The sequence below is a fragment of the Enterobacter cloacae complex sp. 394I7 genome (assembly GCF_057320345.1).
The window spans coordinates 350,631-374,399 of sequence record NZ_JBXWCR010000001.1; the positions used below are offsets into that span (position 1 = coordinate 350,631).

24 protein-coding genes are annotated in these 23,769 nt (G+C 53.9%); 9 read left to right on the forward strand and 15 right to left on the reverse strand.

Annotated features, from left to right (window positions below):
- Window positions 1-6: 6 nt before the first annotated feature.
- The 4 genes from gsiA to gsiD are packed head-to-tail and all read left to right on the forward strand — an operon-like array spanning window position 7 to window position 5,319.
- Window positions 7-1,878 carry a glutathione ABC transporter ATP-binding protein GsiA gene (gene gsiA / locus AC2FAP_RS01660; RefSeq protein ID WP_014169283.1) on the forward strand — a complete coding sequence of 624 codons (1,872 nt, stop codon included), beginning with the start codon at window positions 7-9 and terminating at the stop codon, window positions 1,876-1,878.
- 23 nt (window positions 1,879-1,901) lie between these two features.
- Window positions 1,902-3,440 carry a glutathione ABC transporter substrate-binding protein GsiB gene (gene gsiB / locus AC2FAP_RS01665; protein ID WP_014169284.1) on the forward strand — a complete coding sequence of 513 codons (1,539 nt, stop codon included), beginning with the start codon at window positions 1,902-1,904 and terminating at the stop codon, window positions 3,438-3,440.
- Between the two features lie 45 nt (window positions 3,441-3,485).
- A complete protein-coding gene (gsiC, locus tag AC2FAP_RS01670; protein WP_020884889.1) occupies window positions 3,486-4,406 on the forward strand; it encodes a glutathione ABC transporter permease GsiC in 921 nt (306 codons plus the stop codon).
- A gap of 1 nt (window position 4,407) precedes the next feature.
- A complete protein-coding gene (gene gsiD / locus AC2FAP_RS01675) occupies window positions 4,408-5,319 on the forward strand; it encodes a glutathione ABC transporter permease GsiD (RefSeq protein ID WP_020884888.1) in 912 nt (303 codons plus the stop codon).
- A 50-nt stretch (window positions 5,320-5,369) separates the two neighbouring features.
- Here the strand turns inward: gsiD and rimO are convergent, their stop codons facing one another.
- Window positions 5,370-6,695 carry a 30S ribosomal protein S12 methylthiotransferase RimO gene (gene rimO / locus AC2FAP_RS01680; RefSeq protein ID WP_410387076.1) on the reverse strand — a complete coding sequence of 442 codons (1,326 nt, stop codon included), beginning with the start codon at window positions 6,693-6,695 and terminating at the stop codon, window positions 5,370-5,372.
- Window positions 6,696-6,911: 216 nt separating this feature from the next.
- Between rimO and bssR the strand changes: the two genes are divergently transcribed.
- A complete protein-coding gene (bssR, locus tag AC2FAP_RS01685) occupies window positions 6,912-7,295 on the forward strand; it encodes a biofilm formation regulator BssR (protein WP_020884887.1) in 384 nt (127 codons plus the stop codon).
- Between the two features lie 106 nt (window positions 7,296-7,401).
- Window positions 7,402-8,520 (forward strand): PQQ-dependent sugar dehydrogenase, encoded by a 1,119-nt coding sequence (locus AC2FAP_RS01690; protein ID WP_252069718.1) that lies wholly within the window; start codon window positions 7,402-7,404, stop codon window positions 8,518-8,520.
- On the opposite strand, the gene AC2FAP_RS01695 is transcribed toward AC2FAP_RS01690, so the two are convergent.
- A complete protein-coding gene (locus tag AC2FAP_RS01695) occupies window positions 8,521-9,147 on the reverse strand; it encodes a glutathione S-transferase family protein (RefSeq protein ID WP_047742396.1) in 627 nt (208 codons plus the stop codon).
- Window positions 9,148-9,403: 256 nt separating this feature from the next.
- Here AC2FAP_RS01695 and dacC point away from each other — a divergent pair, with 256 nt between their 5' ends.
- Complete coding sequence (gene dacC, locus AC2FAP_RS01700; RefSeq protein WP_020884884.1) at window positions 9,404-10,609, forward strand: serine-type D-Ala-D-Ala carboxypeptidase; 1,206 nt, start codon at window positions 9,404-9,406, stop codon at window positions 10,607-10,609.
- A 52-nt stretch (window positions 10,610-10,661) separates the two neighbouring features.
- Here dacC and deoR read toward each other — a convergent pair whose 3' ends face one another.
- From deoR to AC2FAP_RS01715, 3 genes are all read right to left on the reverse strand, one after another.
- Window positions 10,662-11,420, reverse strand: a complete 759-nt coding sequence (gene deoR, locus AC2FAP_RS01705) for a DNA-binding transcriptional repressor DeoR (protein ID WP_014169292.1) — start codon at window positions 11,418-11,420, stop codon at window positions 10,662-10,664.
- Window positions 11,421-11,487: 67 nt separating this feature from the next.
- Window positions 11,488-12,096 (reverse strand): undecaprenyl-diphosphate phosphatase, encoded by a 609-nt coding sequence (gene ybjG, locus AC2FAP_RS01710; protein ID WP_041162514.1) that lies wholly within the window; start codon window positions 12,094-12,096, stop codon window positions 11,488-11,490.
- A gap of 7 nt (window positions 12,097-12,103) precedes the next feature.
- Window positions 12,104-12,832, reverse strand: a complete 729-nt coding sequence (locus tag AC2FAP_RS01715; RefSeq protein WP_014169294.1) for a phosphatase PAP2 family protein — start codon at window positions 12,830-12,832, stop codon at window positions 12,104-12,106.
- A gap of 168 nt (window positions 12,833-13,000) precedes the next feature.
- On the opposite strand from AC2FAP_RS01715, the gene AC2FAP_RS01720 reads away from it, so the two are divergent.
- On the forward strand, window positions 13,001-14,233 hold the full coding sequence (locus AC2FAP_RS01720; RefSeq protein ID WP_449541392.1) for an MFS transporter: 1,233 nt from the start codon (window positions 13,001-13,003) through the stop codon (window positions 14,231-14,233).
- Between the two features lie 40 nt (window positions 14,234-14,273).
- Here AC2FAP_RS01720 and AC2FAP_RS01725 read toward each other — a convergent pair whose 3' ends face one another.
- A complete protein-coding gene (locus AC2FAP_RS01725) occupies window positions 14,274-15,086 on the reverse strand; it encodes a Cof-type HAD-IIB family hydrolase (RefSeq protein ID WP_040017012.1) in 813 nt (270 codons plus the stop codon).
- The gene (locus AC2FAP_RS01730; protein ID WP_032677755.1) at window positions 15,076-16,290 is read right to left on the reverse strand and encodes an MFS transporter; all 1,215 of its coding nucleotides are present in this window, start codon (window positions 16,288-16,290) and stop codon (window positions 15,076-15,078) included. Before AC2FAP_RS01730 ends, AC2FAP_RS01725 begins: the two co-directional genes overlap by 11 nt.
- A gap of 82 nt (window positions 16,291-16,372) precedes the next feature.
- On the opposite strand from AC2FAP_RS01730, the gene AC2FAP_RS01735 reads away from it, so the two are divergent.
- The gene (locus tag AC2FAP_RS01735) at window positions 16,373-16,924 is read left to right on the forward strand and encodes a TetR/AcrR family transcriptional regulator (protein ID WP_020884879.1); all 552 of its coding nucleotides are present in this window, start codon (window positions 16,373-16,375) and stop codon (window positions 16,922-16,924) included.
- On the opposite strand, the gene AC2FAP_RS01740 is transcribed toward AC2FAP_RS01735, so the two are convergent.
- From AC2FAP_RS01740 to AC2FAP_RS01775, 8 genes are all read right to left on the reverse strand, one after another.
- Complete coding sequence (locus AC2FAP_RS01740) at window positions 16,921-17,697, reverse strand: SDR family NAD(P)-dependent oxidoreductase (RefSeq protein WP_449541391.1); 777 nt, start codon at window positions 17,695-17,697, stop codon at window positions 16,921-16,923. The genes AC2FAP_RS01735 and AC2FAP_RS01740 overlap by 4 nt on opposite strands.
- 117 nt (window positions 17,698-17,814) lie before the next feature.
- Window positions 17,815-18,246: a glutaredoxin-dependent arsenate reductase gene (gene arsC, locus AC2FAP_RS01745; protein ID WP_025204600.1), complete on the reverse strand. Its 432-nt coding sequence runs from the start codon at window positions 18,244-18,246 to the stop codon at window positions 17,815-17,817.
- 12 nt (window positions 18,247-18,258) lie between these two features.
- Complete coding sequence (locus AC2FAP_RS01750; protein ID WP_449541431.1) at window positions 18,259-19,548, reverse strand: arsenic transporter; 1,290 nt, start codon at window positions 19,546-19,548, stop codon at window positions 18,259-18,261.
- Between the two features lie 36 nt (window positions 19,549-19,584).
- Entirely contained in the window at window positions 19,585-19,905 is a 321-nt protein-coding gene (locus AC2FAP_RS01755; protein ID WP_032677759.1) for a metalloregulator ArsR/SmtB family transcription factor, read from the reverse strand.
- Between the two features lie 180 nt (window positions 19,906-20,085).
- Window positions 20,086-21,138, reverse strand: a complete 1,053-nt coding sequence (locus AC2FAP_RS01760) for a phage integrase (RefSeq protein ID WP_449541390.1) — start codon at window positions 21,136-21,138, stop codon at window positions 20,086-20,088.
- A gap of 80 nt (window positions 21,139-21,218) precedes the next feature.
- Window positions 21,219-21,590 (reverse strand): ASCH domain-containing protein, encoded by a 372-nt coding sequence (locus AC2FAP_RS01765; RefSeq protein ID WP_039029588.1) that lies wholly within the window; start codon window positions 21,588-21,590, stop codon window positions 21,219-21,221.
- Window positions 21,568-22,641, reverse strand: coding sequence for an N-acetyltransferase (locus AC2FAP_RS01770; RefSeq protein WP_449541389.1), 1,074 nt, complete (start codon window positions 22,639-22,641; stop codon window positions 21,568-21,570). Before AC2FAP_RS01770 ends, AC2FAP_RS01765 begins: the two co-directional genes overlap by 23 nt.
- On the reverse strand, window positions 22,629-23,747 hold the full coding sequence (locus AC2FAP_RS01775; RefSeq protein WP_449541388.1) for a hypothetical protein: 1,119 nt from the start codon (window positions 23,745-23,747) through the stop codon (window positions 22,629-22,631). Before AC2FAP_RS01775 ends, AC2FAP_RS01770 begins: the two co-directional genes overlap by 13 nt.
- Window positions 23,748-23,769: the final 22 nt, after the last annotated feature.

A 23,769-nucleotide genomic window follows, 5' to 3' on the forward strand; every position in this document is an offset into this window, starting at 1 on the left:
CAAAGCGTGCCGCACAGTGAAGAGCTGGACAACCGTGAAGTGCTGGCTGTCCATCAACTGAATATTGCGTTTCAGGAAGAGCGGCAGTTCATCCCCGCAGTACAGAATTTATCGTTCTCGCTCAACCGCGGCGAAACGCTGGCGATTGTGGGCGAGTCCGGTTCAGGGAAATCGGTCACCGCACTGGCGCTGATGCGTCTGCTGGAACAGACCGGCGGACAGGTCAGCTGCGAAAAAATGCTGCTGCGCCGGCGTAACCACCAGGTCATTGATTTGAATGAGCTGAGCGCCTCACAGATGCAGAGCGTGCGCGGGGCCGATATTGCGATGATCTTCCAGGAGCCGATGACCTCGCTGAACCCGGTCTTTCCGGTCGGGGAACAGATTGCCGAGTCCATCCGCCTGCATCAGGGGTTGAGCGGTGATGAGGCGCTTCGTGAAGCGAAACGCATGCTTGACCTGGTACGCATACCGGAAGCGCAGGCCATTCTGGGACGCTACCCGCATCAGCTTTCCGGCGGTATGCGTCAACGCGTCATGATTGCGATGGCGCTCTCCTGTCGTCCCGCGGTGCTGATTGCCGACGAACCCACGACGGCACTGGATGTGACTATTCAGGCGCAAATTCTGCAGCTTATCAAAGTGCTGCAGCAGGAGATGGAGATGGGGGTGATTTTCATCACCCACGATATGGGCGTGGTCGCCGATATTGCCGATCGCGTGCTGGTCATGCACAAGGGCAACGCCGTGGAAACCGGCACGGTTGAGCAGATTTTCCATGCGCCGGTTCATCCTTACACCAAAGCGCTGCTGGCGGCGGTTCCGCGGTTGGGGGCGATGAACGGCAGCGATTTACCGCGCCGGTTCCCGTTAATTTCTCTCGAAGCGGCAGGCCAGCAGGAAGATGAAATCGAGCAGGATACCGTGGTACCCGGAAAGCCGATTCTGGAAGTGCGCGATCTGGTGACCCGTTTTCCCCTGCGCAGCGGAATGTTTAACCGCGTGAAGCGCGAGGTGCATGCGGTTGAAAACGTCAGTTTTGATTTATGGCCAGGCGAAACGCTGGCGCTGGTGGGAGAGTCAGGCTGCGGCAAATCCACCACCGGGCGGGCGCTGCTCAGGCTGGTGGAGTCCCAGGAGGGCAGCATAACCTTTAACGGGGAACGCATTGATACCCTTCCGGACAGCAAACTGCAGGCGGTAAGACGAGATATCCAGTTTATTTTCCAGGATCCGTATGCCTCCCTCGACCCGCGCCACACGGTGGGGTATTCGCTTATGGAGCCGCTGCGGGTGCATAACCTGCTCGACGGTGAAGCCGCGCAGCGTCGGGTGGCCTGGCTGCTTGAACGCGTGGGGCTGAAGCCGGAACATGCCTGGCGTTATCCGCACGAGTTTTCGGGCGGTCAGCGGCAGCGTATTTGCATTGCCCGCGCGCTGGCACTTAACCCGAAAGTGGTGATTGCAGATGAATCCGTCTCGGCGCTGGATGTCTCTATCCGGGCGCAAATCATTAATTTACTGCTCGACCTGCAGCGGGATATGGGGATTGCCTTCCTCTTTATCTCACACGACATGGCGGTGGTTGAGCGTATCAGCCACCGTGTCGCGGTGATGTTTATGGGGCAAATTGTGGAGATAGGACCGCGCAGGGCGGTATTTGAAAATCCACAGCACCCTTACACACGCAAGCTTATCGCCGCAGTGCCGGTTGCCGACCCTGAGCATCGCCACGGCCAGCGTGTGCTGCTGCAGGACGAAATGCCGAGCAATATTCGTAAACGGGGCGAGGCGGTGGAGCGCGTGGCGCTGCGCGAGGTTGGCCCGGGGCATTTTGTGGCCCCTCCGCGTCAGGACAATGCATTCTCGCGGTTATAACTCAAAACAGGCAGGAGAACACAATGGTTAAATTTGTAGCGCGCAGATGGTTACTCGCCGCGAGCGTGACGGCAGCCCTGGCCGCCGCGCCGGCGTTCGCTGCCAAAGATGTGGTGGTCGCCGTCGGTTCCAATTTCACCACGCTGGATCCGTATGATGCCAACGACACGCTCTCCCAGGCGGTGGCGAAATCGTTCTATCAGGGGCTGTTTGGCCTGGATAGCGAGATGAAACTTAAAAATGTGCTGGCGGAAGGCTATACCGTTTCCAGCGACGGGCTGGTGTATACCCTTAAGCTCAGAACCGGCGTGAAGTTCCAGGACGGTACAGATTTCAACGCGGAGGCGGTGAAGATAAACCTCGATCGCGCCAGCAACCCGGAAAATAGCCTCAAGCGCTACAACCTGTATAAAAACATCGCCAGCACCGAGGTGGTCGACCCGACGACGGTGAAGATCACCCTGAAAGAGCCGTTCTCGGCGTTTATCAATATTCTGGCGCATCCTGCCACGGCGATGATTTCGCCTGCCGCGCTGAAAAAATACGGCAAAGAGATCGGGTTCCATCCGGTGGGGACCGGCCCCTACGAGCTGCTCACCTGGAACCAGACCGACTTTGTGAAGGTTAAGAAGTTTGCGGGTTACTGGCAGCCGGGCCTGCCGAAGCTGGACACCATTACCTGGCGTCCGGTGGTGGACAACAACACCCGCGCGGCGATGTTGCAGACTGGCGAGGCGCAGTTCGCGTTCCCGATCCCCTATGAGCAAGCCGCCATTCTGCAGAAAAACAGCAAGCTGGAGCTGGTCGCCAGCCCGTCCATTATGCAGCGCTATATCAGCATGAACGTGACGCAAAAGCCGTTTGATAATCCAAAAGTGCGTGAGGCCATCAACTACGCCATTAACCGCCAGGCGCTGGTAAAAGTCGCCTTTGCTGGCTATGCCACGCCGGCTACCGGCGTGCTGCCTCCGGCGATCGCCTATTCGCAAAACTATCAACCGTGGCCTTACGATCCGGCCAAAGCGCGTGAGCTGTTAAAAGAGGCGGGTTTCCCGAACGGCTTTAGCACCACGCTCTGGTCGTCGCATAATCACAGTACCGCTCAGAAGGTGCTGCAATTTACCCAGCAGCAGCTGGCGCAGGTAGGTATCAAGGCGCAGGTCACCGCGATGGATGCCGGTCAGCGTGCGGCTGAAGTGGAAGGGAAAGGGCAGAAAGAGAGCGGCGTACGGATGTTCTACACCGGCTGGTCGGCTTCTACCGGTGAAGCGGACTGGGCGCTGTCGCCGCTGTTCGCCTCACAGAACTGGCCGCCGACCCTGTTCAATACGGCCTTCTACAGCAACCCGAAGGTGGATAAAGACCTGGCGGATGCCCTGAAAACGACCAAACCGGAAGAGAAAGCGCGCCTGTATAAAGAGGCGCAGGATATCATCTGGAAAGAGTCACCGTGGGTACCGCTGGTGGTGGAAAAACTGGTTTCCGCGCATAACAAAGCGCTGACCGGGTTCTACATCATGCCGGATACGGGCTTTAGCTTTGATGAAGCAGATTTAAAATAATACTCATGCCCGCAGGCCACCGCCTGTAGGATGAGAGGGAAAGGCATGCTGAATTATGTTTGTAAACGCCTGTTGGGGCTTATCCCGACGCTGCTGATTGTGGCGGTGCTGGTGTTTTTGTTTGTTCATATGCTGCCGGGCGATCCGGCACGTCTGGTTGCAGGGTCAGATGCGGATGCAACGGTTATCGCGCTGGTGCGAAAACAACTGGGCCTCGACCAGCCTTTGTATATGCAGTTTCTCCACTATATTGGCAACGTTCTGCAGGGTGACTTTGGCACTTCTATGGTGTCACGTCGTCCGGTGTCGGAAGAGATTGCCAGCCGCTTTATGCCCACGTTCTGGTTAACCATTGCCAGCATGAGCTGGGCGGTGCTGTTTGGTCTTGGCGCAGGAATTGTCGCTGCCGTCTGGCGCAACCGCTGGCCGGATAAGCTCGGTATGGCTCTGGCCGTCACGGGCATTTCCTTCCCGGCATTTGCATTGGGGATGCTGCTGATGCAGATATTCTCCGTGGAGCTGGGCTGGCTGCCGACGGTCGGGGCCGACACCTGGAAACACTACATTCTGCCCTCAATGACGCTGGGCGCGGCCGTTGCTGCCGTGATGGCCCGCTTTACCCGCGCCTCGTTCGTTGACGTGCTGAGCGAAGATTATATTCGCACCGCCCGGGCGAAAGGGGTCAGCGAGAAATGGGTCATCCTCAAACACGGCTTCCGTAACGCGATGATCCCGGTGGTGACGATGATGGGGCTCCAGTTTGGTTTCCTGCTGGGCGGCTCGATTGTGGTGGAGAAGGTCTTTAACTGGCCGGGGCTGGGACGTCTTTTGGTGGATTCAGTCGAAATGCGTGATTACCCGGTTATTCAGGCCGAAGTCCTGCTTTTCTCACTGGAATTTATTCTTATCAACTTAGTGGTGGATGTACTCTACGCCGCCATTAACCCGGCCATCAGGTATAAGTAAAATGCGATTGTTGAACTGGCGTCGTCAGGCCATGTTAAACGCTATGCCGGGGCTAAAGCCGGACCATATCCGCACGCCATGGTCTGAATTCTGGCGGCGTTTTCGCCGTCAGCCGGTCGCCATGACGGCGGGGCTGTTTGTCCTGCTGCTGATTGTGGTGGCGGTCATTGCGCCGTGGGTAGCACCGTTTGATGCGGAAAACTATTTTGATTACGACCGTCTCAATGATGGACCGTCGATGCTGCACTGGTTCGGCGTGGACTCGCTTGGGCGCGACATCTTCAGCCGCGTGCTGGTGGGGGCGCAGATCTCTCTCGCCGCCGGGGTTTTTGCGGTACTGATTGGCGCGGCAATCGGCACCGTGCTGGGTCTGGTCGCCGGATATTACGAAGGCTGGTGGGACCGCATCATCATGCGTATCTGCGACGTGTTGTTTGCCTTCCCGGGCATTCTGCTGGCGATTGCGGTGGTGGCGATAATGGGCAGCGGTATGGCTAACGTCATTATTGCGGTTGCGGTCTTCTCAATACCGGCGTTTGCGCGTCTGGTACGAGGCAACACGCTGGTGCTCAAACAGCAAACCTTTATTGAGTCTGCGCGCAGCATGGGGGCCAGCGATGCCACTATCCTGTTCAGCCATATTCTGCCGGGAACGGTATCGTCTATCGTGGTCTATTTTACCATGCGTATCGGCGTGTCGATTATCTCGGCGGCCAGCCTGTCGTTTCTGGGGCTGGGTGCCCAACCGCCTACACCGGAGTGGGGCGCGATGCTGAATGAAGCAAGAGCGGACATGGTCATTGCACCGCACGTGGCCATCTTCCCGAGCCTGGCCATTTTCCTGACCGTGCTGGCGTTTAACCTGCTGGGTGACGGGTTACGCGACGCGCTGGATCCGAGGATTAAGGGGTAGGATGGAAACCCTCTCCCGGCGGGAGAGGGTGAAGGGAAGGGTAAACGCCGTTAAACCCGGCTTCCCCACAAATCATACTCGTCGGCGTTTTCAACTTTCACACGGACAATATCGCCCGGCTTAACGCTGGTTTCGCCGTTCAGGTAGACCGCGCCGTCGATTTCAGGGGCGTCCGCCATGCTGCGGCCAATTGCGCCTTCTTCGTCCACGTCATCGATGATGACCAGAATTTCGCGGCCCACTTTTTCCTGCAGACGTTCAGCAGAGATCTGCTGTTGCAGCTGCATGAAGCGGTTCCAGCGCTCTTCTTTCACCTCTTCCGGAACCTGATCCGCCAGTTCGTTGGCGGTCGCGCCTTCGACCGGGCTGTATTTGAAGCAGCCTACGCGGTCCAGACGTGCTTCTTTCAGGAAGTCGAGCAGCATCTGGAAATCTTCTTCGGTTTCACCCGGGAAGCCCACGATGAAGGTGGAACGCAGGGTCAGGTCCGGGCAGATTTCACGCCACTGTTTGATGCGCGCCAGCTGGCGATCGACGGAGCCAGGACGCTTCATCAGCTTCAGAATACGCGGGCTGGCGTGCTGCAGCGGGATATCCAGATACGGAAGAATTTTCCCTTCTGCCATCAGCGGGATGACATCGTCAACGTGCGGATACGGGTAGACGTAATGCAGACGTGTCCAGATACCCAGTTTGGCAAGCTGTTCGCACAGGCCAACCATGCTGGTTTTCACCGGCTCACCGTTGTGGAAACCAGAGCGATGCTTCACGTCGACGCCATAGGCCGAGGTATCCTGAGAAATGACCAGCAGCTCTTTAACGCCTGCGTCTGCCAGACGTTTGGCTTCTGCCAGCACTTCACCAATCGGACGGCTGACCAAATCGCCACGCATGGACGGGATAATGCAGAAGGTGCAGCGATGGTTGCAGCCTTCGGAAATTTTCAGGTACGCATAGTGACGCGGGGTCAGCTTCACGCCCTGTTCTGGCACCAGGCTCAGGAACGGATTGTGCTTAGGTTTAGGGACATAGTGATGAACATGCTCCAGTACCTGCTCGTAGCTGTGCGGGCCGGTGATCTCCAGCACTTTCGGGTGCACTTCGCGGATCTGGTCCACTTTCGCGCCCAGACAGCCGGTCACAATCACTTTGCCGTTTTCCGTCAGGGCTTCACCGATGGCTTCCAGTGACTCCTGAACCGCGCTGTCGATAAACCCGCAGGTGTTAACGATCACCATGTCGGCGTTGTCGTAGCTTGGCACCACGTCATAGCCCTCGGTGCGCAGTTCGGTCAGGATGCGTTCAGAATCCACCAGGTTTTTTGGGCAGCCCAGGGAGACGAAGCCGATTTTAGGCTGGTGCGTAACATTGCTCATAGGTTAAAAATTCATCAATTATGGAGTTATCAGGGCGGGATTTTACAGCGTTCCGCGGGGGATTTATACACTCTTTGCGAGGCGGATGACCGGCGAGAAGGTTGTAACATTGTAAATAATGTTAATCAGTTAAGAATTATTGATCTCAGGCATTAAACTGTACAAAAAATAACCTTATTCTGAATGTGCACAATGGCTGACAGAGGAGGAAAGAGCATGTCCGTTGACAGACTGAAACGCGATCTGCTTAACAAGCTGATCAATGCCCGAATCGACCTTGCCGCGTACCTGCAGTTGAGGAAGGCAAAAGGGTATATGTCAGTCAGCGAAAGCGAACATCTGCGTGATAATCTCTTTGAACTTTGCAACTTCATGCGTGAAAAAGCACCCGTCCTGAAAGCGGAATACGCCGAAAGCGAACTCGTTGCGCTGCGCCGCGCCGCCGAGGTGCTCTCCATTGCAGGGGTATGTTTGATGAACGGACGCCACGACTGCCCGAATTTTATCGCTGTTAACGCGGAGAAGCTTGAAAACTGCCTGACCACGCTCTCTCTATGCATCATGTGTCTGAACAAGCACGAGACGCTTGAACAACACTGACACCGGGGGAGGCAACTCCCCCTTCTGATTAAGCTTTTGTAAAAGTGATAACGTGCCCGGACCCAGTGGCTAACCTTTATGCCATAAACCGATAAAGGAGCGCGTTATGCATCGATCTTCGCTGATTTTCCTGCCTGCGTTATTTTTCCCGATTTCTCTCCTCGCCGCCCCTGACGCGGTAAAAGTCGACGTTGTGCAAAACCGGCTCGATCATCCCTGGTCGATGGCGTTCCTGCCGGACAATAAAGGGCTGCTGGTGACCCTTAAGGGAGGCCAGTTAAAGCACTGGCAGGCCGGAAAAGGGCTTTCCGACCCGATCGTCGGCGTACCCAAGGTCTGGGCTAACGGCCAGGGCGGATTGCTGGACGTGGCACTCGCCCCGGATTTTGAAAAATCGCGCCGCGTCTGGCTGAGCTATGCCGAGGCGGGGAATGACGGCAAAGCGGGAACGGCGGTTGGCTATGGCCGCTTAAGCGATGATCTCTCCCGAATTGAAGGTTTCCAGGTGGTCTTCCGTCAGATGCCGAAACTGTCCACCGGTAACCATTTCGGTGGCCGACTGGTCTTCGACGGCAAAGGCCATCTGTTTATTGGTCTGGGCGAGAACAACCAGCGTCCGACGGCGCAGGATCTGGATAAACTGCAGGGCAAAGTTGTGCGCCTAACGGAGGACGGCAAAGTGCCTGCCGATAATCCGTTTGTGAACACTCCCGGCGCACGGCCCGAAATCTGGTCTTACGGCATTCGTAATCCGCAGGGGATGGCGATGAACCCCTGGAGCGACACGCTATGGCTTAACGAGCACGGTCCGCGCGGCGGGGATGAAATCAATATCCCGGAGAAAGGCAAAAATTACGGCTGGCCGCTGGCGACGCACGGTATCAACTACAGCGGCCTGAAGATCCCGGAAGCCCAGGGCGAGCACGTCGAGGGAACGGAAAAGCCGCTGTTTGTCTGGAAAGTGTCCCCCGCCGTGAGCGGGATGGCGTTTTACAACAGTGACGTATTCCCGCAGTGGAAAAACACGCTGTTTGTCGGGGCGCTGAAGGAGAAAGACGTTATCGTGCTGAACGTGGAGGGCAACACGGTTACCGAGAAGGGGCGAATTTTAGGTGACAGAGACCAGCGCATTCGCGATGTGCGGGTGGGGCCGGATGGGTATCTGTATGTCCTGACCGATGAGACGGACGGGCAACTGTTGAAAGTCAGCCCGTCCGGATCGTAATCACGTCACCGGGATCATCACCACGTGACGGTATGCCGGGCGCTCGCTCAGTTGCTTCAGCCAGCGCGCAAGGTGCGGGCGCGGCGTCCAGGTAACGTCAATGTTGGTCAGGTTCCAGATGAAGGGCGCAACGGCAATATCGCCTACGCCGAAGCGTTCGCCTGAGAACCACGGATGCTTCGCCAGTTCGTCGTCCATCATCGCAAACAGGTTTTCACAGGTGTCCTGGGCTGCATGAATGGCAGGATAGTCGCGGTCAGCTTCGGGGGTTCTGACAAGCCCCATCAGGATCACACGGTGTGCGGGGGAGAGCGTCTGGTTTGCCCAGTCCATCCACTTTTCACCCTGAGCGCGTTGGGCCGGACTGTCCACCCACAGGCGGCTCTGACCATACTGTGCCGCGAGGTAACGCACGATGGTGTTGGACTCCCACAGCGTCACATCGGTCTCTTCGTCGCGCAGCAAGGGCACCAGACCGTTTGGGTTCATGGCCAGATAGTCGGCATCTTTATTTACCCCAAACTGCAACCCTGCCATCACCTGCTTAAACGGTAAATCCAGCTCCTCCAGCGTCCAGAGGACTTTCTTAACGTTGGTTGAATTGTTCCTGCCCCACAGCGTAATCATAGAAACTCCCGAAATAGTCAAACAACCTGAGATGTGAATCAACGCCAGCGATTTGCCATGGTGAGATAAACCTAACAATTACGCAACAGAAGACAAAAAAATCGCCTGAATCAAAGCGTATCTGAATGTTATTGCATAAACTTTAATAACTTTACCTTGGTTAGGTTTCTTTAACCGTTTTAGTGCGCTATTACTCATCGCTTCTTGCGACACGGTGATGTGACGTAATTTTTGAATGGACACTCGGGTGGCATTTATGACGCGAAAAATGACTTCTCTGCGCAGCCTGGCGGCAGGCTCTGCGCTCCTTTTCCTGTTTGTACCAACTCTCTACGCAGCGGAACAGGCTGCGCCCGAAGCGCCGCCTGTGGATGCGCGCGCCTGGATCCTGATGGATTATTCCAGTGGTAAAGTGCTGGCGGAAGGCAATGCGGATGAGAAACTTGACCCGGCAAGCCTGACGAAAATCATGACCAGCTATGTGGTGGGTCAGGCGCTGAAAGCGGGCAAAATCAAGCTTGACGATATGGTCACCATCGGGAAGGACGCCTGGGCGACCGGCAACCCGGCGCTGCGTGGGTCATCGGTGATGTTCCTCAAACCCGGCGATCAGGTGTCAGTGTCTGATTTGAATAAAGGGGTCATTATCCAGTCCGGTAACGATGCCTGTATTGCGCTGGCCGATTACGTTGCGGGCAGCCAGGACTCCTTTATTGGCCTGATGAACGGCTACGCGCAAAAACTGGGCCTGACCAATACCACCTTTAAAACCGTGCACGGCCTGGATGCGCCGGGTCAGTTCAGTACCGCGCGCGACATGGCGCTGTTAGGCAAAGCGTTGATCCACGACGTGCCGGATGAATATGCCATCCACAAAGAAAAAGAGTTTACCTTCAACAAAATCCGCCAGCCGAACCGTAACCGTCTGCTGTGGAGCAGTAACGTCAACGTCGACGGTATGAAGACCGGCACCACGGCCGGCGCGGGTTATAACCTGGTCGCTTCCGCAACTCAGGGTGATATGCGCCTGATCTCGGTCGTGCTGGGCACCAAAACCGACCGCATTCGTTTTAATGAATCAGAAAAATTGCTGACCTGGGGTTTCCGCTTCTATGAAACCGTCACGCCAATTAAACCGGATGCCACGTTCATCAGCCAGCGCGTCTGGTTTGGTGACAAGAGTGAAGTGAACCTGGGGGCGGGTGAAGGCGGGTCGGTGACCATTCCTCGTGGTCAGCTGAAAAACCTGAAAGCCAGCTACACCCTGACCGACAGCCAGCTCACCGCGCCGCTGAAAAAAGGCCAGGTGGTCGGGACGATTGATTTCCAGCTGAATGGCAAATCGATTGAACAGCGTCCGCTGATTGTGATGGAAGCGGTAGAAGAGGGCGGTTTCTTTAGCCGGATGTGGGACTTCGTCATGATGAAATTCCACGGATGGTTTGGCAGCTGGTTCAGTTAAGCCTCCATTGCCGGGTGGCATCGCGCCACCCGGCATGACCTCTGCACCTGACTCAGTACATCAACTTCACCTGCTGCGCTTTCGCGTAGGCCACGGTCTCTTCATCCGGACGGCAATCGCTGACGATGGCGTCAAAGCGCGATAACTCCCCCATTCTTGCCGGACGAACCTTGCCAAACTTGCTGTGATCGACCACCAGCACATGGTACTGCGCGGCGCTTAATGCCCAGTGCTTGACCGGCAACTCTTCCAGGTTAAAGCAGGTTGCTCCCTGACGGACAGTGACTCCTGCTGCGGAATAAAACGCGATATCCGGACATACGTTGCTGAGCGTATCCTGCAGATTCAGCGGCTTAAAGATGGCGTTGCTGGCGTGAAACTCACCGCCACAGAGGATCACCCGGCACTCGGGTTTCTCCTGCAGTGCCAGAAAGGTATTCAGCGAGTAACACACCGCTGTAAACGGGATGCTGCTGTCGATCGCTTCGATTATCCACGGCGTGGTGGTGCCGCAGTCAAAAAACAGCGTCTGATGCGGTTGCACCAGCGAGGCCGCAAGCCGGGCGGCTTTGCGTTTCTCTTCCACCAGGCGCGTCTTTTGGTCGCTGATTAGATAATGGCTGGCGCTACGCGGTTCAAGCACAATGTACCCGCCCAGCAGCACAACAGGCGCGCTCTCGCTGTTCAGATCCCGGCGAATGGTCATCTCAGAGACCCCGAGGAGACTGGCGGCTTCCTTAAGATGAAGCTTATCACTGCGCTTCAGCGCCTGTATCAGCTGAGCAATGCGGTCATCGCGACGTGTTTCCATAGTTCCTCGGGATAAAAAAGTGAACCCCCGCAGGGCGGGGGTTCAAGTGTAACCTGTCAGACTGGGGTTAGTCACGTACCCAGCCTTTGCGGATCGGGATAGCAAAAAGGGTGCGATACAGATAAGACAGGCCGCGGTAGAGCGCTTCACCGAAGAGATTCCACAGGAGCGCTGCGCTGACGCAGCCGATGAGACCGACCAGCAACCCCCCCACCATATCCATCGGCCAGTGGACGCCGAGATAAACGCGAGACCAAGCGATAGCCCCGGCCACCACCATCAGCACCGCACCCGACCACAGACGATGCCAGAACAGGAAGGCCAACGCGAAAGTAAAGATAACCGTCCCGTGATCGCTTGGGAACGAGTCATCCGGGGCATGGTGCAGGAACGTATACCCCGCGTGGTCGACGAAGGGGCGGTCGTGCGGGAACGTCAGGCCCAGAATGTAGCTGACCAGCACGCTGATCCCGAGGGCCATCGCCATCTTAATTACCAGCTGGCGCTGCGCTTTCACCTGGCTTCTCGGCCCCCACAGCCAGAGGATCGCCGCCAGCACCGGCACGATACTGATCAGATCTTTTGCCAGGAAGGTGGCGAAATCAATCATCCACTCTGGCGAGGCCGGAGTGGCGTTGATGAGATAAAACAGCTGGTAATTCAAATTCTCTAACATAGCGTTGTCACTCTTTAGCAAACCAGGTGGAGACCAGACCGTAGACCACCAACTGGGAAAACCAGACCCACCACCCAGCCCACAGGTTGTGAGAGAAAAAATGTGCCCCGCGCATGACCTGGCCGTAACCCATCGCCAGACCTAAAACGACGCCCAGCACGACGAAGCACCAGGCAAGACGTGGACGCTCGCGCCAGAAGGCAAAGAACAGTCCCATCACCATAAAGCCGCTGGAGGCATGACCGCCGGGGAAACAGCGCCCCGGACCGCTGTCAGCGGGAGCGGCACTGAACAGCGGATAAGAAACGGCCTTACCGCCATACTCCACCAGATCCCACGGGCAGCTGTGATGGCTTATGCTTTTCAGTACGCCAACCACCAGCGCGCCAAGCCCCATTAGCAGCGCGGCCGTGACCAGTCTCGCATTGCGCCTGAACGCGCCATAAATGAGCGCAACAGCACCTGCGGCGATGGCGATGTACTTCGCCAGTCGATGGTTCAGCAGGTCCAGCAGGTGGTCTTGCTGCAGTGGAAAACGGTGTGCTGCCGCGTCATACCATAAACCGGTGATCCACCTGTCGAGCGTTTCATCGCGGGATAGCCAGGTAAACAGCACGGCAAGGGCTATCAGTATTAAAAGCTGATAACCATAAAAGCGGGGTGGTAGACGGTAAAGTCGTTTTGTCTTATTTGTCTGTAAGTTAGACAATTCTGAACGGCTGGAAGTGGGTGCCATAATCCGGAGTCGTTGACGAGAAATGGGGCTATCATAAATCTGTCAACTTAAGGAAACCTTAAACAAAGACGATATGTGCTTTATTTCTGTTTCTTCTGGATAAATCACTATCTCGGGCCAGGGCATTTCATTACACTCGTCGCGATTTTGTCACGATAAAGAGATTGCATGTTAAACCGTTCTTCTTCTGGTTCACGTCTGGGTCGTCAGGCGTTGCTTTTCCCCTTATGTCTGGTGCTCTACGAATTCTCTACTTACATCGGCAACGATATGATCCAGCCCGGCATGCTGGCCGTTGTCGAACAGTACAACGCAGGGATCGAATGGGTACCGACCTCCATGACTGCCTATCTGGTTGGCGGCATGTTTTTGCAGTGGCTGTTAGGGCCGCTGTCGGATCGTATTGGCCGTCGTCCGGTGATGCTGACGGGCGTGGTGTGGTTTATCGTGACCTGCCTCGCCACGCTGCTGGCGCAAAATATTGAGCAATTTACCCTGCTGCGCTTCCTGCAGGGGGTGAGCCTCTGCTTTATCGGTGCCGTCGGGTATGCCGCCATCCAGGAGTCGTTTGAGGAAGCGGTGTGTATCAAGATTACCGCGCTGATGGCGAACGTGGCGCTGATCGCGCCCCTGCTGGGGCCGCTGGTGGGCGCTGCCTGGGTACACGTTGCGCCGTGGGAAGGGATGTTCGTGCTGTTTTCCGTGCTGGCCGCCGTCGCTTTCTTTGGCCTGCACCGCGCGATGCCGGAAACCGCTACCCGTCTGGGTGAGAAACTGTCGCTAAAAGAGCTGGGCCGGGATTACAAAGAAGTGCTGAAGAACGGCCGCTTTGTGGCGGGCGCGCTGGCGACGGGGTTTGTTAGCCTGCCTCTGCTGGCGTGGATTGCCCAGTCGCCGGTCATTATCATCAGCGGCGAGCAGCTCAGCAGCTATGAGTATGGCCTGCTGCAGGTGCCGATTTTTGGCGCGCTGATTATCGGTAACCTGGTGCTGGCGCGTCTCACATCCCGTCGTACGGTGCGTGCCTTGATCATTATGGGCGGCTGGCCCATCGCTGCCGGGCTGGTTCTGGCGGCGGTCGCGACAGTGGTGTCGTCCCATGCGTATTTGTGGATGACCGCAGGATTAAGCGTTTACGCGTTCGGTATCGGTGTGGCGAATGCCGGACTGGTGCGCCTGACCCTGTTTGCCAGCGAGATGAGCAAAGGCACGGTGTCAGCGGCGATGGGCATGTTGCAAATGCTGATTTTCACCGTCGGTATCGAGGTGAGCAAACACGCCTACGCATTTGGCGGCAACGGTCTGTTCAGCCTGTTTAATCTGGCTAACGGCGTGCTGTGGGTTGGGCTTATCGTGGTGTTCCTGAAGGATAAACGCGTCGGGAATGCTTTACAGCCGTAAGCTGTTTTCCCTCTCCCGGCGGGAGAGGGCCATGGTGGCGTCAATGAAACGGCGCTTCGCCGTTCAACACCTTATCAATTATATCCAGCACGCCTTCGTCGTTATTGTGCGGGGCTTCAAAGCGCGCCACCGCCTTAATATGCGGCCTGGCGTTTGCCATCGCAAAGCTGAACCCTGACTGGCGCAACATTTCTACGTCATTCCCGCTATCGCCAAAAGCCACCACTTCGCTGTCGTCGATGCCCCAGCGCTTTTGCAGTATTCGCAGACCGTTGGCTTTATGCACCCCGGGGATGATGAGGTCGATACTGCCGTGGCCGGTCGTGACGGGCACCATAATGTCATTCAGCTTTTCGTGCAGCATCGCCTGAATACGCGGGATGTCGTCGTCAGAGACGTTAAGCCCAAATTTGAAGAAAATATCGTTCAGGTTGCTGAAATCACTCACCATTTCGAGACGGTGGTAGTACTTTGCCGCGATATCCTTAAAGCCGTCGTCATAGTGCTTCAGCGTATAGGCGCTGCTTTTTCCGCAGGCGATAATCTCAATGCCCGGCACATCGTTTAACACGGCGGCAACGGTGTCGAAGTGCGTCTTCGACAGTTCACCGTTAAAGACATCTTCCCCGGCGCTAACCACCCAGCCGCCATTTTCCGCGACAAACGCAATTTCATGGGCAATCTCCGGGAAAAAGGAAATCAGCTGGTAGTACTGGTTGCCGCTGGCAACCGCAAAGCGAATGCCTTGCGCTTTCATTCGTGCATATTGCGCCAGAAAACGCGGGCGGTTATAGGTTTTGGCATCGCTCAGAAATGTGCCATCCATGTCGACGGCGATCAGTTTAACGCTCATATCCCTTCTCCAGTGTCGTTTGTTCCGTTTCCGGCTTCGCGACCGCGCGCGCTACCAGCGCTGCGATGATCACTAACCCTAACACCACCAGCATGGCGCTGCGCAGCCCGTAGTGCTCACCGAGGAAGCCAAGCAACGGTGGCCCCACCAGGAAGGCGAGGTAGCCCGTGGTGGCCACCACGCTGACGCGGGTCGGTGCATCCGGACCAGTGTCGCTGGCGGCTGAAATGGTGAGCGGGAAGCCAAGCGATGCCCCCAGCCCCCAGAGGATCACCGACACGCCGGCAATCCAGTCCACGTCCACAAAGATGATCATCGCAATCCCCAGCCCGCCCAGCAGGGCGCTGGCACGCACCACCGCCACGCGGCTGTAGCGGTCAATAAACCAGCCGCCGGTAAAGCGCCCAACGGTCATCCCGAGGGTGAAACCGGCGTAGATCAGGGAGCCGGAGGTTGGACTAAAACCGTGGCCGTCAACCATCAGCAGCGGCAGCCAGTCGTTAGCGGACCCTTCCGCAAAGGCCATCGCCAGCACCACCACGCCGATCAGCATCAGCTGAATGTCGCGGTAAAACGGCAGCCCTTTTTCCGCGGTGGCGTGTTCGTCAGAGGTGTTCTTGCCGGTGCCGTCAGGGATCGCCCGGATACCGGTCAGAATGGGGATAATACATACCAGTGCGGCCAGCAGAATATGCAGGTTCGCGGCGACGCCCGAGGCCGTCAGCGCCATCCCCACACCCGCACCGGCCAGCGTGCCAAGGCTGTAAAAGCCATGCATCATCGGCAGTACGGTTTTATTCATCTCACGTTCAACCGATGCCCCTTCAACGTTAATGGCCACTTCAGCGGCACCGAAGCTGCCGCCAAACACCGTCAGCCCAAGGGCAAACAGCACCGGCGAGGCAAGCCACAGCGCCACGCTCAGCACCAGCATCCCGAACACGGCACAGCACATGGTGGTGCGGATGACCGCCCGTGTACCGAAGCGTTTGACAAGCCACGCGGAGCACAGAATACCGCTCATGGAGCCTATCGACAGGCCAAACAGCACGATGCCCATCTCGGCCGTTGAGACGGATAAAATATCGCGAATGGCAGGGGTTCGCGTAGCCCATGAGGCCATCAGCAGACCGGGAATAAAGAAGAACATAAACAGCGCCCACATGCGCAGCTGCAGGGTTCTACGGGGGGAGGTCAGAGTCATTGAAGTCAGCACCGGAAGTACAACAATAGCGACAACACTAGCAAGTTTGTGTACATTTGTACACAAACCACGTGGGGAATTTATGAGCAGAGCACCGAACGATCCTCAACGCCGGGAGAAGATCCTGCAGGCGACCCTGGACACCATTGCAGAGCACGGTATTCATGCCGTGACGCACCGAAAAATCGCCACCTGCGCGGGCGTGCCGCTGGGGTCGATGACCTACTATTTTGACGGTATGGAGTCGCTGCTGGAAGAGGCCTTTACGTGGTTTACCCGGCAGATGTCGCAGCAGTATCGGGATTTCTTCGCCGGCGTGACCGGGCCAGAAATGGCGTGCGAATCCATCACCACGCTGATCCACAGTTCGCAGGTCACGACGCCGCAGAATATGGCGCTGATGTACCAGCTCTATGCCTTTATGCACCGCAGTGCGGCGCTCAAAACGGTAATGCAGGACTGGATGAAGATGAGCCAGACCACGCTTGAGCAGTGGTTCGACCCGGTGACCACCCGCGCGCTGGATGCCTTTATCGAAGGGATGACGCTGCACTTTGTGACCGACAGAGCCCCGCTCACCCGGGAGGAGATCCGGGCGATGGTCGGCAGGATAGCGGGCGAGAGCGGACGTTAGATTGTGGTCGCGCCGGCCGTCATGTTTACCGTTGTGCCCGTGATGGCACCGGCTGCATCTGACGCCAGAAACGCGATGGTGTCTGCCACCTGCTCCAGCGTCGGCAGGCGATTCAGCATCGTGCTCTGTGCCGCGCCCTCCAGAAACTGCTCCACGGTGATGCCCATCGCCTGCGCCTTGATGGCGAACAGGTCACCCACACCGGAACCGGCCTGAACCGCGTCGGCTATCGCATGCGAACGCACGCACAGGACGCGAATATTCTTTGCCCCCAGCTCCGCCGCGAGCGCACGGGTTAACGCTTCCGTCCCCGCACAGCCGACGATATGCCCGAGATGTCCCGGCATCGCCATATTTGCAGCCGGAGCAACGACGGTGATAAACGTTCCGGCACGCTCACCGCCCATACGGGGTGCGACAGCTTTGGCGATGTTGAAACAGGCGGCCAGAAAAGGGTCGAACCCCTGTCTGAATTCACTGAGCGTTAATGCGTCGAGGCGTTTACCCTGGTCATGCATAAAACCCGTGGCATTCACGACGATATCAATGCCGGTAACGTCCGGGAGCGTCGCGTCGGCATCGAGAGCATCGAAAACAAACAGCCGGGCTGACCCGCCAGCGGCGTGAATGCGGTTAGCGACGTGCTCCAGCCTGGCCTGATCGCGAGCCGCGAGGTTGACCGTTGCCCCTTCACGGGCGAGCGCGTACGCAGCGGCGCTGCCAATAGCGCCGCTGCCACCAAAGATAACGGCGGTTTTATTTTTGAGACTCATACCTGCATTCCCTCACCAGACCGGTCCATCAAATTATGGGTCGGGTGACGGCGGATGCAACTCCGCCACGGGGCAGGGTATGTGGCTCACAAGACTTACGGCATCACTATCAGCGAATTAGCTGCCGGAGATTTTTTTTCCGCTGGCGTCCACCACCGCTTCGCCATCTTCTTTCGTAAACGCTCCTTTCTGTGCATCAGGCAGGATATCGAGTACGACTTCGGAAGGGCGGCACAGGCGAGTGCCCAGCGGCGTCACCACGATCGGACGGTTAATCAGGATCGGATGCTGCAGCATAGAATCGATAAGCTGGTCGTCGGTAAACCGGTCCCCGGCGAGGCCCAGCTGTTCATAAGGTTCGACATTTTTGCGCAGCAAATCCCGCACGGAAATCCCCATCTCAGCAATCAGTCTGGTCAGTTCATCACGTGACGGTGGGTTCTCAAGGTACAGAATAATTTCGGGTTCAGTGCCGCTGTTGCGGATCATCTCCAGCGTGTTGCGCGAGGTGCCGCAGGCTGGATTGTGGTAAATGGTGATATGGCTCATATCCGTTACTCATTACAGTGTGAAGGAGAGACGTAACGCCAGCGCGGCGAGCGTCACAAACAGAACCGGCAACGTCATGATGATGCCTGTCCGGAAATAATAGCCCCAGGTGATCATCATGTTTTTCTGCGCCAGGACATGGAGCCAGAGCAGGGTGGCCAGGCTGCCGATAGGCGTGATCTTCGGACCCAGGTCGCAGCCAATCACGTTGGCATAAATCATCGCGTCCTTAATCACACCCGATGCCGAGCTGCCATCGACAGAGAGTGCCCCAATCAGGACGGTCGGCATATTGTTCATTATGGATGACAGGAACGCCGTGATGAACCCGGTACCGAGCGTGGTGGCCCACAGGCCATGCCCGGCAAGGAGATTGAGTACCCCTGACAGATACTCCGTCAGCCCGGCATTGCGCAGGCCATACACCACCAGATACATCCCCAGCGAGAAGATAACGATCTGCCACGGTGCGCCACGAAGCACTTTTCCCGTATTAATGGCATGCCCGCGCTTTGCAACGGCAAACAAAATCAACGCGCCTGCTGTCGCGATAGCACTGACCGGAATGCCGAGCGGTTCAAGTATAAAGAACCCGACAAGGAGCAGTAACAGAACAATCCAGCCCGTTCTGAAGGTTGGAAGATCGTTGATCGCGCGGGAAGGCTCGCGGAGTTTTGACAGGTCGTATGTCGGTGGAATGTCCTTTCGAAAGAACAGGTGCAGCATCACCAGCGTGGCCGCAATCGCGGCGAGATCCACGGGGATCATCACCGAGGCGTATTCGCTGAACCCCAGCGAGAAGAAGTCTGCCGATACGATATTGACCAGGTTCGAAACGATCAGCGGCAGGCTGGCAGTGTCGGCGATAAATCCAGCCGCCATGACAAACGCCAGCGTGGCCTGCTTGCTGAACCCGAGGGCCAGCAGCATGGCGATAACGATGGGCGTGAGGATAAGCGCCGCGCCGTCGTTGGCAAAAAGCGCCGCAACGGCCGCGCCCAGCAGAACGATATACGTAAACAGCAACCGGCCCTTGCCATTACCCCAGCGGGCCACGTGCAGCGCCGCCCACTCGAAAAATCCGGACTCATCAAGCAGCAGGCTGATGATGATGACGGCGATAAACGTGGCCGTCGCGTTCCAGACAATATTCCACACCACCGGAATATCGTTAATGTGGATCACGCCGCTGACCAGCGCCAGTACAGCACCTATCGTGGCGCTCCAGCCGATACTTAACCCTCTGGGCTGCCAGATGACCAGCACCAGTGTAAACAGAAAAATTGCCCCAGCCAGAAACATCATGAACTCCGTTATATCTGTTTTTATGAATATGTTTTAACACGCGCCCGGAAGACGGTTTTTCAGCTTTGTGCGGGTCTCTTCCCGCAAACAGTTCCAGCTGTTGTCAATCACGGTGGCAGCCCATGCCGGCATAGTGGGGGACAAACGGTAATAAACCCATTTCCCCTCCCGGCGATCGCTCACCAGCCCGGATTCACGCAGCAGCGCCATATGGCGCGATACCTTGGGCTGTGATTCAGCCGTGGCGGAACAGAGATCGCAGACGCACAGTTCCCCGGCTTCGCGCAGAAGCATGACGATGGACAGGCGGGTCTCGTCGGAGAGGGCTTTGAAAAGTTGGACCGGATGTAGCATCGGCTTTCCTGCGGTTGGTTATATATATGGTTAAGCATATATGTTTGGGTGGAAAGAGGGAAGGCGGGATGTTGAAGAGGGGAATTTCAGGCAACAAAAAACCCATTTATGTAAACGGGTTAGTGAAAACAGGGACTTGCAAGATAATCAATAATTTAGGTTAGTGGTAAGGAGTGGTGATTATGGGGCAATGCCAACCGCTGCCGCCACTTTGTCGCCACTTGGCAGAGTAGCTAACGGGTTGAAGCGTAGGGCAGTTTCAAGGTGATCAGGGGCCAGATGAGCATAGCGCATGGTCATTTTTATGTCGTGATGGCCGAGGATTTTCTGTAGGGCAAGTATGTTGCCGCCAGACATCATGAAGTGTGCTGCGAACGTATGGCGCAGAACGTGGGTAAGCTGTCCGCGTGGAAGCACGATGGAGGTTTTATCCATAACTGACAAGAACTGGAAGTAGCAGTCCGTAAAGAACTTGAAGCCGTCCAGGGCAATGATTTCCTCGTAAAGCTCTTTGCTGATCGGAATGCTTCGGTTCTTTTTGCCTTTGGTCCTGACGAACGTGATTCGGTACTTTGTGACCTGGGAGCGGGTGAGGTTCACCGCTTCGCGCCAGCGCGCTCCGGTACTTAAACAGATTTTGACGACCAAAGCGAGCAGGATGCTTTGGCGTTGGCAATCGTATAGTAGTTCTGTGATCTGCTCATGCGTTAGCCAGGCCATTTCTTTTTCGGCAATGGTAAACTTGCGCATGTTTTCCAGCGGATTCGGTGCTGTCCATTCACCAAGCCGGGCCAGCTCGCTAAAAACGCCGCTCAGATAGCTTTGCTCAAGGTTGATGGTTACCGGGCTGGCTCCTTTCTTCCATTTCTCACTGAAATAGATTTCGCCTGTGAGGCGTTTATCACGATAGTGCGCGAACAACTTGGAACTGAGATCGGTAGCGAGAGGATTTCCGAGGGCATCAACAATCAGAATCAATTTGTCATAAACGTGCTCGCCAGCAGTCAGAGCTGTACCATGCAGCTTGAACCAGAGTTCAACTACGTCTTTCAGAGTCCGACGGTCAACCGATTCACCCAGCCAGGGCTTAGCCTCTGCCTCTTCCATCTTGTGACGCTCAAAAGCCAGTGCTTCGCCTTTGGTGGCAAACTGCTTACGCACGCGACGACCACAACGTCCAGCGGGGTAGCACTCGCAAATCCATTTTCCTGTGTCGAGTTTTCGTACTGCCATAAAAAATGCCCTCCATTTTGGAGAGCATTTTTACTGTATACCTAAACAGTGTCAACGTATGTTATTCTAAGTAACATACATCACAGGTATCTATAAGATTGAGGTGCTGTGATGTTTTCGCCTAATGAGCTAAGGTGGCGGGGCTGATCGTAAATTTTTAACTCACCAATTTTTATAGCAAAGGCTTTCTCTTTACTGTGAAAATACGAATCAAAAAACTGTTTGCTAATGCCAGCGTAACGACAGGTTTTTTTCCATACGGTACTTGGCTTATCTTCTATAACATCAGCGATATCAAACTCAGCAACAATCATACCTACTGGCATAGTTGAGTAAATAACCACAGATTTAACATCTGGGTTTTTGAAGATTCCTTTTCTGAACTCAAATTTCTTTGTTCCATCAAGGATCTTTTCAACATATTCAGGTTTAATTGACAATAATACTTTCATCTACTTCACCAAGTTTAAGGATGTTATCAAACTGATTATTGTTTAATTCCAAGACACCCCAGTATTGTTGAGGATTTAATCCTGCGCTAGATATAAGTCTATCACGGGTTATTCTTTTTGGCAAAGCTAAGTTGTATGTGAAGCTTATGATAAAAGGAAATTGTTTAGTTCTGTAAAATTTTTTTAGTTCAAATTCAGTGAATACACTATATTTTGAACAATAATTAATGAAATCTTTTTCATCATCGAATGAATCAATATTTCTTATATTTTCAATAACACATAATGAAGTCGCTACAGATCTGTAGCGAGCTGGTCCCTTTTTATCTCCAGTACGATAAATAATTACAATGTCGTGACGTTTCATTTTTTGTGCATCATGCATCGCACAAATGTATATTTTTCTGATACTATTTGCGTATGATACATCGGATACTATATCAGGTGATTCAGAAACTAATATTGAATCTGGAAAGAGTCGTGTATGAAATTCGGGGTAGATCGAAAGTAAGTATTTTTTCTCATTATTCCTATTGTTTATATATGGGTAATCAGACAATAGATCACCCGTAAGATTATCTTTATCCATCTCACGGACTAGAACATTTTCGCAGCCATTTGCCGTTTGTTTTTTTGCCACTCGTATAAATCCATACAGCTGGAAAAGCTTAATCAAATAATCGTGCTTATCGAACACTGTTACGTAAATATCATTAACATTTTCTTTGAGTGCATGATCAAAAATCTTTTTGAGAAACCTTTGACCTCGTAGGGTGCCCTTTGGATTAAATTTGAATGTCCCAATCTTCAGGTGCTTGGCATTAGTGAGAGGTGGGTTTACATCATCAATAATGCCATGCTCTATTTTTAAGTACAAAAAACCATCAATAGTATTATCGTCGTTATACAAGACATATGCTTTTTCTTCGTTGGAACTGCATTTTTTATTGAACCAATCAACGAAGCCATACTGATAGTCATTTTTTAAAGAATCAAAAAAGGTATCATTAAAATTAATATCATTAAATTGAATGTGTTTTAAGTTTTCCATTTTTTCACCCATACAATGAGTTTGGCAAAATTTTTAAATGTGAATAAGTGAATAGCAATATAAGCTACTATAAATGCAAGGGTACAAAGCAGATAAATATTTTTATGTGCACCATCTACCGGGATAAACTTCATTATATATGTTATGGCTGCGGCATAAAAAATATAAGCAAAGATTTTACTGATTTTTGACCTGGTAGTTTTAAATTTAACTACCGCCGAGAAATCACCTAGTCGTGAATCCTCATCCTTCTTAACTTTCCAATGGTAAATTATAGGGTCGTTTTCACCAAAGCTAACATCATTTGAAAAGTATTTCTTCCATGTTTCAGATTCTAAAATACGGCAGCCTTGATAAGCCGACCCTGAGGCGGATGAGTCATCAACCATATCTCGTATAACAAAGAAATGATATTTATTAGGGGTGCAAGATGCGCTAGCCAGGGTTGTAGCGACTTCATTTGGCAGGTTTCTTTGTTCGTTTATTCTGAAATCTATAATGTCAGAACGTTCAATGTTGCTTTTTAAAAATAGATCTTTTGGGTAAAATGTTTTAACGATTTTTTCAACATCAGATGCATTTAGATTTATTCTGAATCTTATGTAATGATTGCATTGATTGGATTTGGATAAGCAATGTTTTAGGTGGAAAAATATGTATGTTCCATCATTTCTTTTTTGTATTGTAATTCTTTTGTCTAACGCGCCGCCTTCAAAATCAAGTTTTGTATTGACTAAAAGTTCACCTTTTCTCGTTAAGTTTAGTAATAAATGCTTTTCATTTATTGAATCCTTTTTTATAACGTGCTCATTGAAAACAGCAGTTATAAGCTCTTTGCTACTTTCTAAATTTGTGCTTAAATCTGTGAAGCTGTTTTTATCTTTAACAAATGGTAAAAATAGACAGACAGCTCCATGTTCAGCAATTTCTTTTGTTTCAGGATGAGAAAATGATATCCCAAAATCCAAATAGTAAAATTTTTGAGATGTAATATTCCAAAAGTTGATGTGAAGCTCATTTATAAAGTCTGATCTAGTTTCATTATAAGTATCTCCTGAGCCATCAGCATAGTTTCTACATCCCCAAATAGCAAAACTTCTTGACATAATAACTCCATTCATTACAGGT

Bases quoted from the DNA above. Each gene is read 5' to 3' on its own strand.
- AC2FAP_RS01750 (WP_449541431.1), bottom strand. From the start codon at position 19,548: ATGTTTCTGGCTGGGGCAATTTTTCTGTTTACACTGGTGCTGGTCATC.
- AC2FAP_RS01765 (WP_039029588.1), bottom strand. From the start codon at position 21,590: ATGAAAGTATTATTGTCAATTAAACCTGAATATGTTGAAAAGATCCTT.
- bssR (WP_020884887.1), top strand. From the start codon at position 6,912: ATGTCCGTTGACAGACTGAAACGCGATCTGCTTAACAAGCTGATCAAT.
- AC2FAP_RS01755 (WP_032677759.1), bottom strand. From the start codon at position 19,905: ATGCTACATCCGGTCCAACTTTTCAAAGCCCTCTCCGACGAGACCCGC.
- deoR (WP_014169292.1), bottom strand. From the start codon at position 11,420: ATGGAAACACGTCGCGATGACCGCATTGCTCAGCTGATACAGGCGCTG.
- gsiD (WP_020884888.1), top strand. From the start codon at position 4,408: ATGCGATTGTTGAACTGGCGTCGTCAGGCCATGTTAAACGCTATGCCG.
- dacC (WP_020884884.1), top strand. From the start codon at position 9,404: ATGACGCGAAAAATGACTTCTCTGCGCAGCCTGGCGGCAGGCTCTGCG.
- AC2FAP_RS01735 (WP_020884879.1), top strand. From the start codon at position 16,373: ATGAGCAGAGCACCGAACGATCCTCAACGCCGGGAGAAGATCCTGCAG.
- gsiB (WP_014169284.1), top strand. From the start codon at position 1,902: ATGGTTAAATTTGTAGCGCGCAGATGGTTACTCGCCGCGAGCGTGACG.
- AC2FAP_RS01730 (WP_032677755.1), bottom strand. From the start codon at position 16,290: ATGACTCTGACCTCCCCCCGTAGAACCCTGCAGCTGCGCATGTGGGCG.
- rimO (WP_410387076.1), bottom strand. From the start codon at position 6,695: ATGAGCAATGTTACGCACCAGCCTAAAATCGGCTTCGTCTCCCTGGGC.
- AC2FAP_RS01690 (WP_252069718.1), top strand. From the start codon at position 7,402: ATGCATCGATCTTCGCTGATTTTCCTGCCTGCGTTATTTTTCCCGATT.
- AC2FAP_RS01725 (WP_040017012.1), bottom strand. From the start codon at position 15,086: ATGAGCGTTAAACTGATCGCCGTCGACATGGATGGCACATTTCTGAGC.
- gsiC (WP_020884889.1), top strand. From the start codon at position 3,486: ATGCTGAATTATGTTTGTAAACGCCTGTTGGGGCTTATCCCGACGCTG.
- AC2FAP_RS01715 (WP_014169294.1), bottom strand. From the start codon at position 12,832: ATGGCACCCACTTCCAGCCGTTCAGAATTGTCTAACTTACAGACAAAT.
- ybjG (WP_041162514.1), bottom strand. From the start codon at position 12,096: ATGTTAGAGAATTTGAATTACCAGCTGTTTTATCTCATCAACGCCACT.
- AC2FAP_RS01760 (WP_449541390.1), bottom strand. From the start codon at position 21,138: ATGGCAGTACGAAAACTCGACACAGGAAAATGGATTTGCGAGTGCTAC.
- AC2FAP_RS01720 (WP_449541392.1), top strand. From the start codon at position 13,001: ATGTTAAACCGTTCTTCTTCTGGTTCACGTCTGGGTCGTCAGGCGTTG.
- arsC (WP_025204600.1), bottom strand. From the start codon at position 18,246: ATGAGCCATATCACCATTTACCACAATCCAGCCTGCGGCACCTCGCGC.
- AC2FAP_RS01740 (WP_449541391.1), bottom strand. From the start codon at position 17,697: ATGAGTCTCAAAAATAAAACCGCCGTTATCTTTGGTGGCAGCGGCGCT.
- AC2FAP_RS01695 (WP_047742396.1), bottom strand. From the start codon at position 9,147: ATGATTACGCTGTGGGGCAGGAACAATTCAACCAACGTTAAGAAAGTC.
- AC2FAP_RS01775 (WP_449541388.1), bottom strand. From the start codon at position 23,747: ATGTCAAGAAGTTTTGCTATTTGGGGATGTAGAAACTATGCTGATGGC.
- AC2FAP_RS01770 (WP_449541389.1), bottom strand. From the start codon at position 22,641: ATGGAAAACTTAAAACACATTCAATTTAATGATATTAATTTTAATGAT.